Below are 13,576 nucleotides of genomic sequence, written 5' to 3'. Positions count from 1 at the left end.
CTGGGGCCTGGGCGCAGGTTACGCGCCAGCATGCCTTATCACGACCGAGGCTTCGGTCGTCAGCACGCGGAAGGTGAAGCTTTCCTGCAGGTACAGCTCCACCGATGTGGCGGAATGGCTGCTGTAGCCGATGGAGACGTCCTGCCCGATATCCAGTTCAAAATCACCGCCACGGGTGGACAGGATATAGGCCCCTTCGATGGCCGGGGCGCAGATGATCCTGCCCTCGATCATCCGTTCAAGGTGGCGCAGGACCGGGTAGCCGTCCTCGCTCCCGCCGCTTACGGCGGCAAAAGCGCGCGCGCCCAGCACGACCGAATAGGGGCCGTTTACGCCCGCGATCCGCAGTTCATTCAGGCCATTGGCAATGATGGCGGGATAGTCGCGGGGGGATGCGGGCAGCGAGAACTGGCCGTTGGATGTATCCTGCCCGATCCCCCGGATTCCGGCTGCGGCATAGCCGTCGAATATCGCGCGGTCCTCGGCATAGGCGATTTTCCTTGCCGCGTCCTTCAGCGGCTGCCAGTCGGAATCCAGCGCCCCGCGTTCCACATCGTCAATCGCATCGCGGCTGAGTGAGAAGGGGACGCGCAGTTCCACCAGCGCCAGGACCTTGCGCTGCAGCGCCCGCACGCCGTCCGCCGGGCTGTCGATACGGGCGGTATGGCCGGTATCCACGGCGGCAAGGCCGACGCCACGGGCTTCGGGCACGTCCACGACACGGCGGCCGGCAAGGTAGCGCCGCAGCGTGCGGGATGCCTCCTGTTCGATATCCGCCCATGCGGCGTCGGAAATTGGGGCAAGGTTGCGGTGCAGGTTGTCCATGTCAGGCTTCTTCCTTCAGTGACCCGATGCCAAGCGAATCATTGGGCGTGGCGGGCGGGCGGGCTGGTGCGTTTTCAGGGCTGTCCGCAGGTGCGGCCGCATCGCCATATGTGGGGGCGGCGTCAAGGAAATCGGCAGTGGGAATGAAAAACAGCACGCCCGTCACCGCGCGGCTGACATCCAGCAGGCGGTCGTAATTGCCCGGCGGGTTGCCAATGAACATGTTGTCCAGCATCCGTTCCACACGGGTGGGGGTCTTTGCGTAGCCTATGAAGTAGGTTCCGAATTCACCCTTGCCCACTTCGCCAAAGGGCATGTTGTCGCGCACGATCTGCAACTGCTCGCCATTTTCCTCGATATTGGTCAGGACGTTATGGGCGTAGCTGGGCTTGGCCGCCTCGGGCAGTTCAATGTCCGACAGCTTCTTGCGGCCGATGATCCTTTCCTGCTGCTCGACGGGAATGGCGTCCCATTTTTTCAGGTCATGCAGGTATTTCTGGATGATGACGTAACTGCCGCCCGCAAAATCGGGGTCTTCCCCACCAATCACGGTGGCGTCGGTCGCGGCCTGGTTGACCGGGTTTTCCGTGCCATCGACAAAGCCCAGCAGGTCACGGGCATCGAAATACCTGAACCCGTGGACTTCATCCACCACCCGCGCAACGCCGTCCAGCCGGGCGGTGATGGCGGCCGCCAGTTCAAAACACAGGTCCATGCGCGTCGCACGGATGTGGAACATCAGGTCACCGGGGGTGGCAGGGGCTTCATGCACCCCATGGATGGCGCGGAAGGGGTGCAGTTCCTTTGGTTTCGGTCCCTTGAAAACACGTTCCCACGCATCCGACCCGATCCCCGCGACACAGGACAGCCGCCCGTCGGGAATGCGGAAACCCACCCCGCGCGCCAGCGCGGACAGGTCGCCATACAGGCCACGCAAGGTGGCCCCATCATCCCCGCCATCGGGGGCCAGCGTGAAGATCAGGAAAATCGCGGCGCTGGTCAATGTGGTGTCAACGGGCTGTGGTGTAGCTGAAGGCACGCCTTACTCCCTGCATGGCGCCATGAGGAACACGCGGCAGGCCCGGCGCGGCGTAGGTCTGCTGTCGGAACAGGATGCTATACACTTCGCGCCGCCAGCAAAAGGGCCGCCGTGATGATTTCGCCCCATGTTCGGCCGTGGCATGATCCGGGCGCATTCCTGAACGCTGTCCGGGCGTTGGCATGTGGTTTCGCGCAATCGTGCGGGCATGTTGCGCCCCACGGCCCGAAAGGCTGCCATGCGGGCGAAGGGGGCGGAAGGGATTTTCATGCATTATCGGCTGAAATATATTCCCGCGCCTCAGTCCAGTTCAGGGAAATGCATGTGGTGAAAAGGAAGACCATCTATCATCTGACCAGGAACCTGCGTGACAGGGTGGATGCCTTCATCATGCGGTTTTCCCTCCTGCCGGACCAGGCCCTTTTCGATCCCCACATCATGCAGTGGGCGCGCGACCTGGAACGGAACTGGGAAAGAATACGAGACGAGGCGCTGCAGATAACGGCGACCGACATCCCGTCCCTTGGGGACATATCGCCCGATCACGGGCGCATTGCCGCCGACCGCCGCTGGCATTCCTTCTTTCTGGAAGGGTACGGTTACAGGCGGCAGGAAAACCGGGCGCGCATGCCGACCACCGCGGCGCTGATCGACCGGATACCCAATTTATGCACCGCCAGCCTTTCCGTGCTGGAGGCAGGCTGCCATATCCCCCGCCACCGGGGCATGACCAAGGGCATGCTGACCTATCACCTGGCGCTGCATGTTCCCGCTGACCGCGAAAACTGCTGGATCCAGTTCGAGGAAGGCGAAAGGCTGTATGTCTGTCCATGGACGGAAGGCCGGTCGATACTGTTTGACGATACCTACAACCACGAAGTGTGGAACAACACGGCCGACACCCGTTATGTCCTGCTGGTCCAGGTCAGGCGTCCCTGTCGCTGGCCCGCGCGCCTGCTGATGGATGTTTTCTTTCTGGGCGTGCGCTATTCGCGCTTTGTCCAGGATATCCGCAAAAACCTGGACAAACGCCAGCCATAACTGCCGCAGCCCCCATTGCCGCCCCGTGGTCCATTCGCGGGGCTGGGACATGCCATGCCGCGCGCAGGATACGCCTGTCGCCGCGAAGGTGACGGCCGGCATGGGGTCGCCGCACACCGGGCGCCATGGGTTGCGGGAGCGGGTCAACCGGGAAAACAGCATTTTCCACCGGGTATCCGGCGGGTTTTCGGGCCGGTTTTTCCCGCAGTGATGTCCCCGTGAAAATTTTGTTCCGCCAAAAGGCCAAAACGGAAAATACGCCTATTCCACAGGGGTGCGGAAAGTGCCAAAAGGCAGCGGAAAATCGCTGTCGTGACATATGGCGCACGCAACCCAGAGCAGGTCATCATGCTGTTCAAGACCCTTCCAACAGGCGCCGTGATCGGGCTGTGCGCCCTGTTCGCCTGTACGTTCACCGCCCTGACCAGTGAGGTCGCCCCCGTGGGCATCCTGATTGAAATGGCGCGGGCCTTCCATATTCCCGAAGGGCAGGCAGGGTTGTCCGTCAGCGCCTTTGCGCTGATGGTCATGCTGGGGGCCGTGCCGCTTACGATCATGACGGCGCATATCGACCGCAAGCGGCTCGTGCTTGTGTCCCTGCTGGGTTATGTCGTGTCCAACCTTGCGGTGACGGTGGCGCCGACCTTCCTGGTCCTGTGCGCGGGGCGCCTGATCGGGGGGATGGCGCATGCGCTGCTCATGTCCATCGCCGCCGCCTATGCCGCCCGCCTCGTGCCGCAGAACATGACGGGACGGGCCATTTCATTCGTCTATGGCGGGACATCGCTGGGCATGATCCTGGGTATGCCGGGGGCGGCGGCGATCGGGCATCTGGCGGGGTGGCGCGTGGCCATGGGCGTCATGACCGTGCTGGCGGTGGTGCTGACGGTCTGTATCGCGTTTTTCCTGCCGCCGGTCACGTCGTCGGTGCAGGTCCGCGAAGGGCTGCCCACGATCGGCGGCCGCCGGGCCATGCGGATATTCCTTGTCGTGGTACTGGTTGATGCGGTGTTCTTCCTTTCCCATCACCTGCTGTACACATACATCACGCCCTTATTACTGGCGCATGGCCTGTCGGTGGGTGCGCTCAGCATCGCGCTGCTGCTGACGGGGGGCTTCAGCATCCTTGGCCTGTGGGGGGCGGGGCTGGTGGTTGACAGCCGGCCCGCCGCCGGATTGCTGGGCAGTGGGCTGGCCATGCTGGTGGGCATGGGGCTTATGTACGGGCATGTCCTGTCGGGCTGGATGGCGGTTGCGGCTGTTGGCCTGTGGTGTATCGGCTATGCTGCCATCGTGCCCTTTGTCATGTCGGGTGCGATCCGTGCGCGCGCGACACGCCCCGATGTCGCGGGGGCTGCGATCAATGCCGCGTGTAACGCGGGCATCCTGCTGGGGTCGGCCATGGGGGGGCAGGTCCTGTCGCATGGCGGGTTTGCCATCCTGGTCCCGTTGTCCTGCGGCATGGTGCTGCTGGGCATCATGCTGGCCTTTTTCAATCCCGCCGCTTTTCCCCGTGCGCTGATCCCCGCCGATGAGGAAGGATAGCCCCGCCCCGCGAAAACGCAGGCGACTGTCTGGAAACAGCCCGGTCAAAAACGTCCCCTTGATTACGGGGCGCTCTGCCCGGGCTGGCTTTTCCGGCGCTTGCCTAGTGGATGGCAACCTGCGTCGCCGCGGACAGGGGCAGCGATGTCGTGGGAATGGGGGGCTGTGCCGCAATCCGCGCCATGCGCTCGTCCGTGACGGGCAGCAGCCCGTCAAGCCGCGCCAGCAGGAAGTCCGCCCCCGCGCGCGACAGGTGCTGCGGATCGACATAGAACGGGTTGTCCCCATCGCGGAATTTGCATCCCGCGGATGAACACAGCCCATCAGCCAGTGAGAAATAGGTAACGTCCTGCCTGCCGGCCACCGCGTGGCGCACCAGCTCCGCGACGGGTTGCGTGGGCAGGACAAGCAGGCCCGCGGGCGCGATTTCCCCTATGGCCTCGAATGACGGGTCCAGCGCGTGCTCGGCTTCCCGGCGCATGGGCATGAACGCGGTCACGGCTTCCTTGGCGGGATCGAAGCGGAACTGGGGCACGTCTCCCAGCACGACGACCTGCTTGTGCGCATTGACCAGTACCTGCGTTGTATTGCGTAATGCGATGTCCAGCCGGGCAAGGCTGGCGGGCACGCCATGGTCCGTCATGTCATGCGGGTCGGTATAGGTGTCGCGCCCGGCGTCAGCGGCAAAGGGCGCGGCCCAGTAACCGGCCAGCACGACCGTCCGGACACGGGGATCGTGCATGACGGCGGCGAAGGCCAGTTCGTTATAATGCGCGCACTGCATGGCGTGGCCGGGATGGGCGGGCATGAGCCGCGTGGTCCCCAGCAGGGGCGGGCAGGAGGATTTCGTGAACTGCACGAAATCAAATCCCGCCTGGTCCGCCATGTGGGAAAGGGATGTGGCAAGCGCGGATGCATGGCTGTCCCCCAGCAGGGCGACGCGCGGGCGTCCCGTATCGCGCACGCAGCGTGGCGACAGGTTCAGGCTGGAAACCCCGTAATTGGCCAGGCACGGTTCGCCGCGTCCCTGCGCCAGCACCTGTTCCGCAATGACCAGGGCCGGGTCAAAACGCCGGGGCAGCCCATTGGACAGGAACACCGCCGCCAGCATGCTGACACCCAGCGCAAGGCTGCCCGCGTACCGGATTACGACGACAGGGTTGCTGCCCCCGCCCCGACGGAAGGGCTGTTCGACATAGCGCCATGACAGCGCGGCCGGCACCAGTGACACGATGCCAGCACCCGCAAGCAGCAGTGGCGAGGGCGCGCGTGCCGAACACAACCAGATGAACGCCATAAGCGGCCAGTGCCACAGATACCATGAATAGGAAATGCGCCCGATCCATATGAATGGCCGCGTGGACAGGATGGCGCGGTTGACGAAACTGCCATCCGACAGCAGCAGCGCCAGCGTGCCCCCGACCGGCAGGAGGGCCGCCAGCCCGGGAAAGGGCGTATGTTCATTAAAAATGAATATGGACAGCCCTACAAGAAAAAGCCCCGTCCAACCAGTTAAATGATTGACGGGGCGGGGAAGGGACAAGGCATAGTTCGATTTTGCCACGGCAAGGAACGTGCCGGCCCCCATCTCCCACGCCCGCGTGGGCAGCAGGTAGAATACGGCGGCAGGCCACCTGCCCAGCCCGAACTGCGCCATGCACAGCGACCCGAGGCACAGCGCCCCGATCACGCATAGAACGGCGACATGCCGCAACCGGCCGATTACAAGTAAAAGCAGCGGGAAAAACAGGTAAAACTGCTCCTCGACCCCCAGCGACCATGTCATGAGGAACGGGTTGAGGTGCGCATCGGGTGAAAAATAACTGATCTGTTTCCAGAACAGTATGTTGGACCATCCAAGTAACGCGCTGATGGCCCCCAGGCTGGTCTGGCGCAGTTCCGCCGGGCTGGAAAGCAGCAGTCCCGCCAGCATGACGGCGGCGATGACGGCCATGAGTGCTGGCAGGATACGCCGGGCGCGCCGGGCGTAGAACCCGGCAAAGCTGAAGGTGCCCAGCCCGATATCCCTGTAAACGATACCGCCAATCAGGAATCCGGAAATAACAAAGAAAATATCCACGCCAACAAACCCTGACTGTACAGGATAGACGCTGGCATGGAAAAGAACGACGGCCGTTACCGCGATTGCGCGCAGGCCATCAATATCGCGCCGGTAATTGGCGTGCAGATTCAGGCTCATGGGGATCACCCTACAGGAAGCTGCGTGAAAGAAGGTTGGGGTGATCTTGCGATCCCACACGATTTGTTAACGTTAATGAAATGTAAAGGTTGAGGTCGGTTTCACGCGGTCTATAAATTAATTTATAAATGGAAACCGTTATGGCCACCCGGCATCAGGGCGGCGCGTGATACGGCAGGCTGTTGCATGCACGCTTCCGCCCCACAGAATTATGACAGGCGGGAATGGCCCGATCCCCCTAATATGCCCCGGATATTTCGTGGAAAGAACCGGAGCCTGTGCTGCCATGTTGCTCAATACCATCGAACTTGGCCCCGAAAACGGCGACCTGTCCCAACCGCCCGTTGTCTTCCTGCACGGGTTGTTCGGACGGGCGCGCAATTTCGGTTTTTTCCAGCGCCGGATCGCAGCAGGCCGCCGCACGCTGGCGCTGGACCTGCGCAATCATGGCGCAAGCCCGCATGGCCCGATGGACTACCCGACCCTTGCGGCGGATGTGCATGAAACACTGGTTACCCATAACGCGCTGCCCGCCACGGTGGTGGGGCATTCGATGGGGGGAAAGACCGCGATGATGCTGGCGCTCAGCTTTCCTGCCGATGTGCATTCACTGATGGTGGTGGATATCGCACCCGGCGAGGGCGGTTTTTCCCAATCCCATGAACTGGCCCGCAGGCTGGCTGGCCTCCCGTTGCCCGGCTTCCTTGACCGCGCGGGGGCGGATGCCTGGCTGGGTCAGGTCATTGCCGAAAAACCCGTACGTGACCTCATGCTGATGAACCTCGACCTGGGGGAAAAGCCGCGCTGGAATATCGGGCTGGGGGAAATAGCAGCGTCCATGCCTGCCATCATCGGGTGGCCCGACCTTCCGGCCGGTCTCCATTATGACGGGCCAACCCTGTTTGTGGCGGGGGGGCGCTCGCGCTACATCCAGCCCGACAACTACCCCGCCATGCGCAGGCTGTTCCCGCATTACCGGCTGGAAACCATACCGGACGCCGGGCACTGGGTGCATGCGCAGGCGCCGCAGGCGTTCCTGGCCACGCTGGAACATTTCCTGCGCGCCGCCTGAACCCGCAAGCCGGTTCAGTGATCGGTATGGGGGCCACGGCTCCAGTGCTGCTGAGGATTGCGGTAATCCGCTGCCGTATCTTCATCACGGTAGGGGTGGTGGCGTTCGGGGCCGTAGCAGCCTGTGGCGGACAGGGTGACGAGGACGGCGAAAATCCTGATGGCGTGGCGCATCGCAACCTCCTGCGGATGCGGCCAGAACGTGTGGGCCGCAGGGAAGTTTGCCCGGCATGGCGCCGCGTGGCGGGAGCCGGGGCGTGTTCCTGCCCGATCAGCGCGGTTTCATGATCCATACGCTTTCGGTTGCGGGGCAGGCCCCCTTCAGGCCGCCCGGTATGGCCCTGTGCGCCACGCGGTCCAGGGTGAATGTATCGCCATAATACTGTCGCAGCGCGCCTTCATCGACTGAAAATGGCGGCCCCGCCTTGCGTGACTGGTCATAGTCCATGCTGACCACCAGTTCAGGCGCCGCGTCGGTAAGGGCAATGAGATGCCGGGCATAGGCCACGCGGGCGGGGGCGGGCAGGGCAATAAGCGCCGCGCGGTCATAGACGGCGTCAACATGACCCAGTTCCGCCTGCGTCAGGCTGAAGATGTTGCCTGCGAAAACGCACAGATGTCCCGCCTCGTACCGCACCAGGGGGCCAGCGGGGGAAATGCGTGGCGCAAGCCCCAGTTCGGAAAAAAGCTGGGTTATGGCGATCTGGCTCAATTCGCTGCCCACGACCCGATATCCGCGTTCAAGCAGCCAGTGGATATCGCGGCTTTTGCCGCATAATGGTACAAAGACCCGCGCGCCGGCAGGCAGATGCAGGGCCGCGAAGTGATCGGTCAGCAGGGCATTGGGCCGTGGTTCGTGAAAACCGATTTCGTTGCGCTGCCATTTGCCATGCCAGAAGGTCTCATCCATCGCCTCGTGTGCCCCCGATCCGCTTCATACACAATACGGCGTTCATGATACTGCCATCCCCACCGCCGCGAAAGCCGGGTTCCTGGCCCGTGCCGGGTTGCGCCGGCAGGGGAATTATGGTTTCCACACCGTGTCCTCCCCGCGTTCGGAACTGAAGGATCGGTGCAGATACACAACAGGCCTGTCTGGCATCAATTCTGCCTGGTGTTTCTGGCCACGGTCGGGGTTGCCGGCGGGTGCCTCTATCTGTTCGTGGTGCTGGTCGACCCGTGGGGCGGGCTGCCCCTGTCCTTGCCGCTGCACCGCGTGCCGGTGACAAGCAACGCGCGTTTTACCATGCCCATGCTGGCGCAAAAGGCAGGGTTTGATTCCGTCATGCTGGGCACATCCACGGGCCGGTTGATGCAGCCTGCGGTCATGGATGGCCCGTTCGGGGCGCATTTCCTGAATATGGCGATGAACAACGCCCAGCCCCATGAGCAGTACCGCCTGCTGCGGGAGTTCACGCGCCACCATCCCGACCCGAAAGTGCTGATGGTTGATATCGACCGCTCATGGTGCCTGTATGGTCCCAAGCAGGTACCGCTGAACCCGGAACCGTGGCCTGACTGGATCTATCAGGACGCCCCGTGGACGGGTTACCTGCACATGGCCAACCTGTATGCGCTGCAGGAAGCCGCCAATGAATTCATGCTACAGGCCGGCCTGCGACACGAACATTACGGGGAAGACGGCTACACCAATTTCGTCGGGCCGGACGTCAGCTATACCCGTGCGCGCGTTGACAGGGTGTTTGCCCAGTGGGGGCCGGACCATATGCCACCGCCGCCCGCCCCCGTGGCGGCCGCCCCGGCCATGCAGATGTATCTGCCCCTGATCCTGCATGCCGTGCCGGATACGACATTACGTATCATCTGGTTTCCGCCGGTGCAGGCCATCCGGCATAACCCGCAGGGGTCGATGTATGACGCCATGTTCAGCGCCTGCCACCGCCATGTGGCGTCGGTTGCGGCAGGCATGCCCAATACGCTGGTGATCGATTTTGATATTCCCGGCCCGATCGTCAGCAACCGCGACATGTTCTGGGACCCGATCCATTACCGGCTGATGACGGCGGCGCGTATCATGAATGATATCATTGCGGCGTTCCATGACCCGGCGCATCTTTCCGCCGACTATACTGTCATATCGGGACCATAGGGACCGGACAGGCAGGATGCCGGGTGTCACGAATGCGTGACGTTTCGCCGTTTTGTGGCGGAAATTCACGGATGTCAAAAAAGTATCATTTTCCGGCAAAAGACGGGCTAGACGTGATGCCTGCCGATCTTTTCATATGATTTCGCCAAAAACAAAAAGAAGGGGCGCCCGAAGGGCGTCAGGCAATAAATGGCGGAAGCTCTGGTCCTTGAACGCCAAGGCGTTCTTTCCATCCGTAATATCGACCTGCCACAGGAACTGGGGCCTGATGACGTGCGCATCAGGATCCATACGGTCGGCATCTGTGGCAGTGATGTCCATTACTATACACACGGGCGCATCGGCCCCTTTGTCGTCAATGACCCGATGGTGCCGGGGCATGAAGCCGCAGGCACGGTCATTGAAACCGGATCGCGCGTCAGAAACCTGAAAGTGGGTGATCGCGTGTGCATGGAGCCGGGCATTCCCGACCCCCTGTCGCGGGCGTCGCGCATGGGGATCTACAATGTCGACCCCGCCGTGACCTTCTGGGCCACGCCGCCCGTCCATGGCTGCCTGATGCCGGAAGTGGTCCATCCGGCCGCCTTTACCTATCGCCTGCCCGACAACGTTTCCTTTGGCGAAGGGGCGATGGTCGAGCCGTTCGCCATTGGCGTGCAGGCGGCCGTCAAGGCGGCGATCAAACCGGGTGATACCTGCCTTGTGACCGGGTGCGGGCCGATCGGGCTGATGACCGCGCTGGCCGCGCTGGCGTCCGGGGCGGGGGTGGTGTTCATAACCGACATCGCCGCGCCGAAACTGGAAATCGCCGGTCGCTATGACGGGATCGAGCCGGTCAACGTGCGTGATGAAAACCCGCGTGACGTCATATCCCGCCATGTCGGGGCCGACTGGGGCGCGGATGTGGTGTTCGAAGCCAGTGGCTTTGCCGGTGCGTATGACGATGTCCTGTCCTGCGTGCGACCGGGTGGTACGGTGGTGTTCGTGGGCATGCCGGTGGAAAAGGTGCCCTTTGACATCGTGGCCGCGCAGGCCAGGGAAATCCGCATGGAAACGGTTTTCCGCTACGCCAACGTATATGAACGCGCCATAGCCCTGATCGCATCGGGCAAGGTGGACCTCAAGCCCCTCATTTCGGGAACATTTGCATTCACGCAGGGGGTTGCGGCGTTTGAACGCGCGGCGTCGGCGGACCCCACGGATGTAAAGCTGCAGATCACGATGCCGGGGGCAACCGCCACCTGACCGCCCGCGTGGCGTAACATCACCCAAGGCAGGCGACCTTCGGGTTGCCTGCCCAATAAAAACAAAAAGGCATGAAAAAATGAATGCCATGAACGGTTCCGCCGGTAACGGCGGCGCATCCATGAAGCCTTCGGCATCCCCGATCATATGGGGCATGCCGGTCGTGCTGTTCTGGGGTTATGTCGCGGTTGCGCTGTATATGACCGGCGACGGGATCGAGGTCGCGTTCCTGTCCAAATACGTGACGGGCATCGGGTTTTCCGCCCGGCAGGCTGGCCTGCTGTTTACCGTGTACGGGGCGACGGCGGCGGTGGCAAGCTGGCTGTCCGGCGTGCTGGCGGAAGTATATGGCCCCCGGCGCATCATGGCCATCGGGACGCTGTGGTGGGTGGCGTGCCATGTCGCGTTCCTGTCCGGTGGGGTCATGCGGCATGACTTCGTGCTGATGCTGGTGTTCTACGGGCTGCGCGGGTTTGCCTATCCACTGTTTTTCTATGCATTCTTCTTCTGGATCGTGCAGCGCACGCCTGACCACCGGCTGGCTTCGGCCATTGGCTGGGTGTGGTCCATGTTCACGATCGGCTATGGCATCATTGCATCCTTCCTGCCCAGCTTCACCATCCCCGCCATTGGCTTCCTGCCAACGTTGTGGATGTCGCTGGCATGGGTCGTGTGTGGTGGCCTGCTGGCGTTTTTCGCCATACGTGATGACGCGCCCGCCGCGATCGACAGGAACAAGGGGCGCAGCCTGCGCCACCAGTTGACCGAAATCAGCCGGGGCCTGACGCTGATCGCCCATAACCGTGATATCGCGCTGGCGCTGCTCATACGGATCATATGCAACCTGTCGCTGTTCGGTTTCCCGGTGGTGATGCCGCTGTTCTATACCTCGGCCGAAGGCGGGTTCACCATGCCGCAATGGCTGCGCATATACGGCATATTCTTTGTGGTGCAGCCCTTTACCAATGTCATGTGGGGGATCGTGGGTGACCGGATCGGCTGGCTGCGGCAGATGCGCTGGGTCGGCTTCGTGGGGTGCGGCATCGCCACGCTGGCGTTCTACTACCTGCCGCGCGCGGCACCGGGCAACATGGCGGTGGCGATTGTCGCGGCCCTGCTGTTTGCGCTGACGATCACGTCCTTCGTGCCGATGGGGGCGATCTTTCCCATGCTGGCGCCCGAACACAAGGGGGCGGCGGTATCGGTGCAGAACCTTGGGGGCGGCCTGGCCAATTTTGCCGGGCCGGCGCTGGCGACGATGCTGGTGTCGGGGTATGGCACGCAGGGCGTGGTGATTGCGTTCGCGGCGCTGTATTTCCTTGGCGCGGTGCTGACAGGCTTCATCCGGCTGGTCCAGCCCCGTGGCGCCCATGCCGTGGATGTCGCCTCCAGCGCCAAGGCGCAGGCGGTGCGCGAGGGGATGGAGACCACGCTTGCATCGCACACGCCGGCGCGGTGATGCCAGCCCGCATGGGGGAAAGCCGTACGGTACGCCCCCCGGTCTTCGAGGTCATCCAGCCCGGCCCCCGGCAGAGCTTTGTCTGGCACCGCCATGACTACCCTGCCGCCTGTGCGCGATGGAACTACCACCCCGAATATGAACTGCACCTGATCACGGCCGGGACGGGGCATTTCATGGTGGGGGATTTCCTGGGCACGTTCGCCCCCGGCCACCTGGTGCTGGTGGGGCCGGACCTGCCGCACGGGTGGTTCAGTGACCTGTCGATGGGCGAGCGGATCGCGGGACGTGATATCGTGCTGCAGGCCCATGATGACTGGCTGCAACAACTGGTGGCCCTGTGCCCGGAACTGGAAACGGTGTCCGCCCTACTGGCGGATGCACGCTACGGGGTCGTGTTTACGGGGCCGATGGCGCCGGTGCTGGGCGCACGCCTGGCGGCGATGGGGGACATGCATGACGCGGCGCGCCTTGCGGCCCTGATCGGGCTGCTGTCGGGGCTGGCGGCCTGCCCGCGCCAGATTCTGACGGGGATCGCCCCGTTTGGCGGGGAAGGGCAGGCGCGGGTCGCGGACCGGGACCTGGAGCGCATGGACCGGGTGATCCGCCACCTGCTGTCAGGCGGCCCGCACGATATCCGGCAGGCGGACATGGCCCGGCAGGTCGGGTTGAGCGGGCCTGCGTTTTCACGCCTGTTCCGCCGGGCGACGGGTTCGACATTCGTATCCTTCATGCGCAGGCTGCGGGTAAGCCGCGCCTGCCGCATGCTGGCGGAAACCGATGCGTCCATCGCCGAAATCAGCAGCGCCGCGGGCTTTGCCAACCTGTCCAACTTCAACCGGCAGTTCATGGAGATTTGCCGCACGACGCCACGGCGCTACCGCCATGATGTCCGCACCCTCAGCCGCGTGGATGACCCGGTCGCAGGCACCGGCATGAAAGGGCATGTGCCGGACCGGACGGCTGATTAAAACCGGATCGTCATACGCTGGCGTGCCGCTCCGTGACCGGGGACAGGGGCGGGCGCATCGCCGTTTCCGT

General features: G+C 63.2%; 12 protein-coding genes. 7 read left to right on the top strand and 5 right to left on the bottom strand.

Annotation, left to right across the window (positions count from 1 at the left end; genetic code table 11):
• Window positions 1–18 precede the first annotated feature (18 nt).
• Both CFR76_RS01935 and CFR76_RS01930 read right to left on the bottom strand, forming a co-directional pair.
• On the bottom strand, window positions 19–825 hold the full coding sequence (locus tag CFR76_RS01935; protein WP_110555577.1) for a family 1 encapsulin nanocompartment shell protein: 807 nt from the start codon (window positions 823–825) through the stop codon (window positions 19–21).
• 1 nt (window position 826) lies between these two features.
• Window positions 827–1,864, bottom strand: coding sequence for a Dyp-type peroxidase (locus CFR76_RS01930; RefSeq protein ID WP_110555576.1), 1,038 nt, complete (start codon window positions 1,862–1,864; stop codon window positions 827–829).
• 318 nt (window positions 1,865–2,182) lie between these two features.
• Between CFR76_RS01930 and CFR76_RS01925 the strand changes: the two genes are divergently transcribed.
• Together CFR76_RS01925 and CFR76_RS01915 are read left to right on the top strand one after the other, a co-directional pair.
• Window positions 2,183–2,905, top strand: coding sequence for an aspartyl/asparaginyl beta-hydroxylase domain-containing protein (locus CFR76_RS01925; RefSeq protein WP_110555575.1), 723 nt, complete (start codon window positions 2,183–2,185; stop codon window positions 2,903–2,905).
• 348 nt (window positions 2,906–3,253) lie between these two features.
• Window positions 3,254–4,450: an MFS transporter gene (locus CFR76_RS01915; protein ID WP_110555809.1), complete on the top strand. Its 1,197-nt coding sequence runs from the start codon at window positions 3,254–3,256 to the stop codon at window positions 4,448–4,450.
• A gap of 103 nt (window positions 4,451–4,553) precedes the next feature.
• On the opposite strand, the gene CFR76_RS01910 is transcribed toward CFR76_RS01915, so the two are convergent.
• Complete coding sequence (locus CFR76_RS01910; RefSeq protein WP_110555573.1) at window positions 4,554–6,650, bottom strand: acyltransferase family protein; 2,097 nt, start codon at window positions 6,648–6,650, stop codon at window positions 4,554–4,556.
• Window positions 6,651–6,936: 286 nt separating this feature from the next.
• On the opposite strand from CFR76_RS01910, the gene CFR76_RS01905 reads away from it, so the two are divergent.
• Window positions 6,937–7,722, top strand: a complete 786-nt coding sequence (locus tag CFR76_RS01905; protein ID WP_110555572.1) for an alpha/beta fold hydrolase — start codon at window positions 6,937–6,939, stop codon at window positions 7,720–7,722.
• Between the two features lie 14 nt (window positions 7,723–7,736).
• Here the strand turns inward: CFR76_RS01905 and CFR76_RS01900 are convergent, their stop codons facing one another.
• Together CFR76_RS01900 and tmpT are read right to left on the bottom strand one after the other, a co-directional pair.
• Entirely contained in the window at window positions 7,737–7,895 is a 159-nt protein-coding gene (locus CFR76_RS01900) for a hypothetical protein (RefSeq protein WP_244191728.1), read from the bottom strand.
• A gap of 97 nt (window positions 7,896–7,992) precedes the next feature.
• Window positions 7,993–8,631 (bottom strand): thiopurine S-methyltransferase, encoded by a 639-nt coding sequence (gene tmpT / locus CFR76_RS01895; RefSeq protein WP_110555571.1) that lies wholly within the window; start codon window positions 8,629–8,631, stop codon window positions 7,993–7,995.
• Between the two features lie 204 nt (window positions 8,632–8,835).
• On the opposite strand from tmpT, the gene CFR76_RS18335 reads away from it, so the two are divergent.
• The 4 genes from CFR76_RS18335 (at window position 8,836) to CFR76_RS01875 (ending at window position 13,506) form a co-directional block, all read left to right on the top strand.
• On the top strand, window positions 8,836–9,831 hold the full coding sequence (locus tag CFR76_RS18335; protein ID WP_244191727.1) for a hypothetical protein: 996 nt from the start codon (window positions 8,836–8,838) through the stop codon (window positions 9,829–9,831).
• A gap of 189 nt (window positions 9,832–10,020) precedes the next feature.
• Complete coding sequence (locus tag CFR76_RS01885; protein WP_110555570.1) at window positions 10,021–11,076, top strand: NAD(P)-dependent alcohol dehydrogenase; 1,056 nt, start codon at window positions 10,021–10,023, stop codon at window positions 11,074–11,076.
• Between the two features lie 88 nt (window positions 11,077–11,164).
• Window positions 11,165–12,535 carry an MFS transporter gene (locus CFR76_RS01880; RefSeq protein ID WP_244191726.1) on the top strand — a complete coding sequence of 457 codons (1,371 nt, stop codon included), beginning with the start codon at window positions 11,165–11,167 and terminating at the stop codon, window positions 12,533–12,535.
• On the top strand, window positions 12,535–13,506 hold the full coding sequence (locus CFR76_RS01875) for an AraC family transcriptional regulator (protein WP_244191725.1): 972 nt from the start codon (window positions 12,535–12,537) through the stop codon (window positions 13,504–13,506). The genes CFR76_RS01880 and CFR76_RS01875 overlap by 1 nt, the downstream gene beginning before the upstream one ends.
• Window positions 13,507–13,576: the final 70 nt, after the last annotated feature.

The organism is Komagataeibacter swingsii, from assembly GCF_003207895.1.
GTDB classification, from domain to species: Bacteria; Pseudomonadota; Alphaproteobacteria; order Acetobacterales; family Acetobacteraceae; genus Komagataeibacter; species Komagataeibacter swingsii.
Note: the sequence above shows the minus strand (reverse complement) of the source record. Positions and strands in the feature narration are given on the sequence as shown.

What these genes read in the sequence shown, in the direction of transcription:
- CFR76_RS01925 (WP_110555575.1), top strand. Translation starts at nt 2,183, where the DNA reads ATGCATGTGGTGAAAAGGAAGACCATCTATCATCTGACCAGGAACCTG.
- CFR76_RS01875 (WP_244191725.1), top strand. Translation starts at nt 12,535, where the DNA reads ATGCCAGCCCGCATGGGGGAAAGCCGTACGGTACGCCCCCCGGTCTTC.
- CFR76_RS01885 (WP_110555570.1), top strand. Translation starts at nt 10,021, where the DNA reads ATGGCGGAAGCTCTGGTCCTTGAACGCCAAGGCGTTCTTTCCATCCGT.
- CFR76_RS01935 (WP_110555577.1), bottom strand. Translation starts at nt 825, where the DNA reads ATGGACAACCTGCACCGCAACCTTGCCCCAATTTCCGACGCCGCATGG.
- CFR76_RS01905 (WP_110555572.1), top strand. Translation starts at nt 6,937, where the DNA reads ATGTTGCTCAATACCATCGAACTTGGCCCCGAAAACGGCGACCTGTCC.
- tmpT (WP_110555571.1), bottom strand. Translation starts at nt 8,631, where the DNA reads ATGGATGAGACCTTCTGGCATGGCAAATGGCAGCGCAACGAAATCGGT.
- CFR76_RS01910 (WP_110555573.1), bottom strand. Translation starts at nt 6,650, where the DNA reads ATGAGCCTGAATCTGCACGCCAATTACCGGCGCGATATTGATGGCCTG.
- CFR76_RS01900 (WP_244191728.1), bottom strand. Translation starts at nt 7,895, where the DNA reads ATGCGCCACGCCATCAGGATTTTCGCCGTCCTCGTCACCCTGTCCGCC.
- CFR76_RS01880 (WP_244191726.1), top strand. Translation starts at nt 11,165, where the DNA reads ATGAACGGTTCCGCCGGTAACGGCGGCGCATCCATGAAGCCTTCGGCA.
- CFR76_RS01915 (WP_110555809.1), top strand. Translation starts at nt 3,254, where the DNA reads ATGCTGTTCAAGACCCTTCCAACAGGCGCCGTGATCGGGCTGTGCGCC.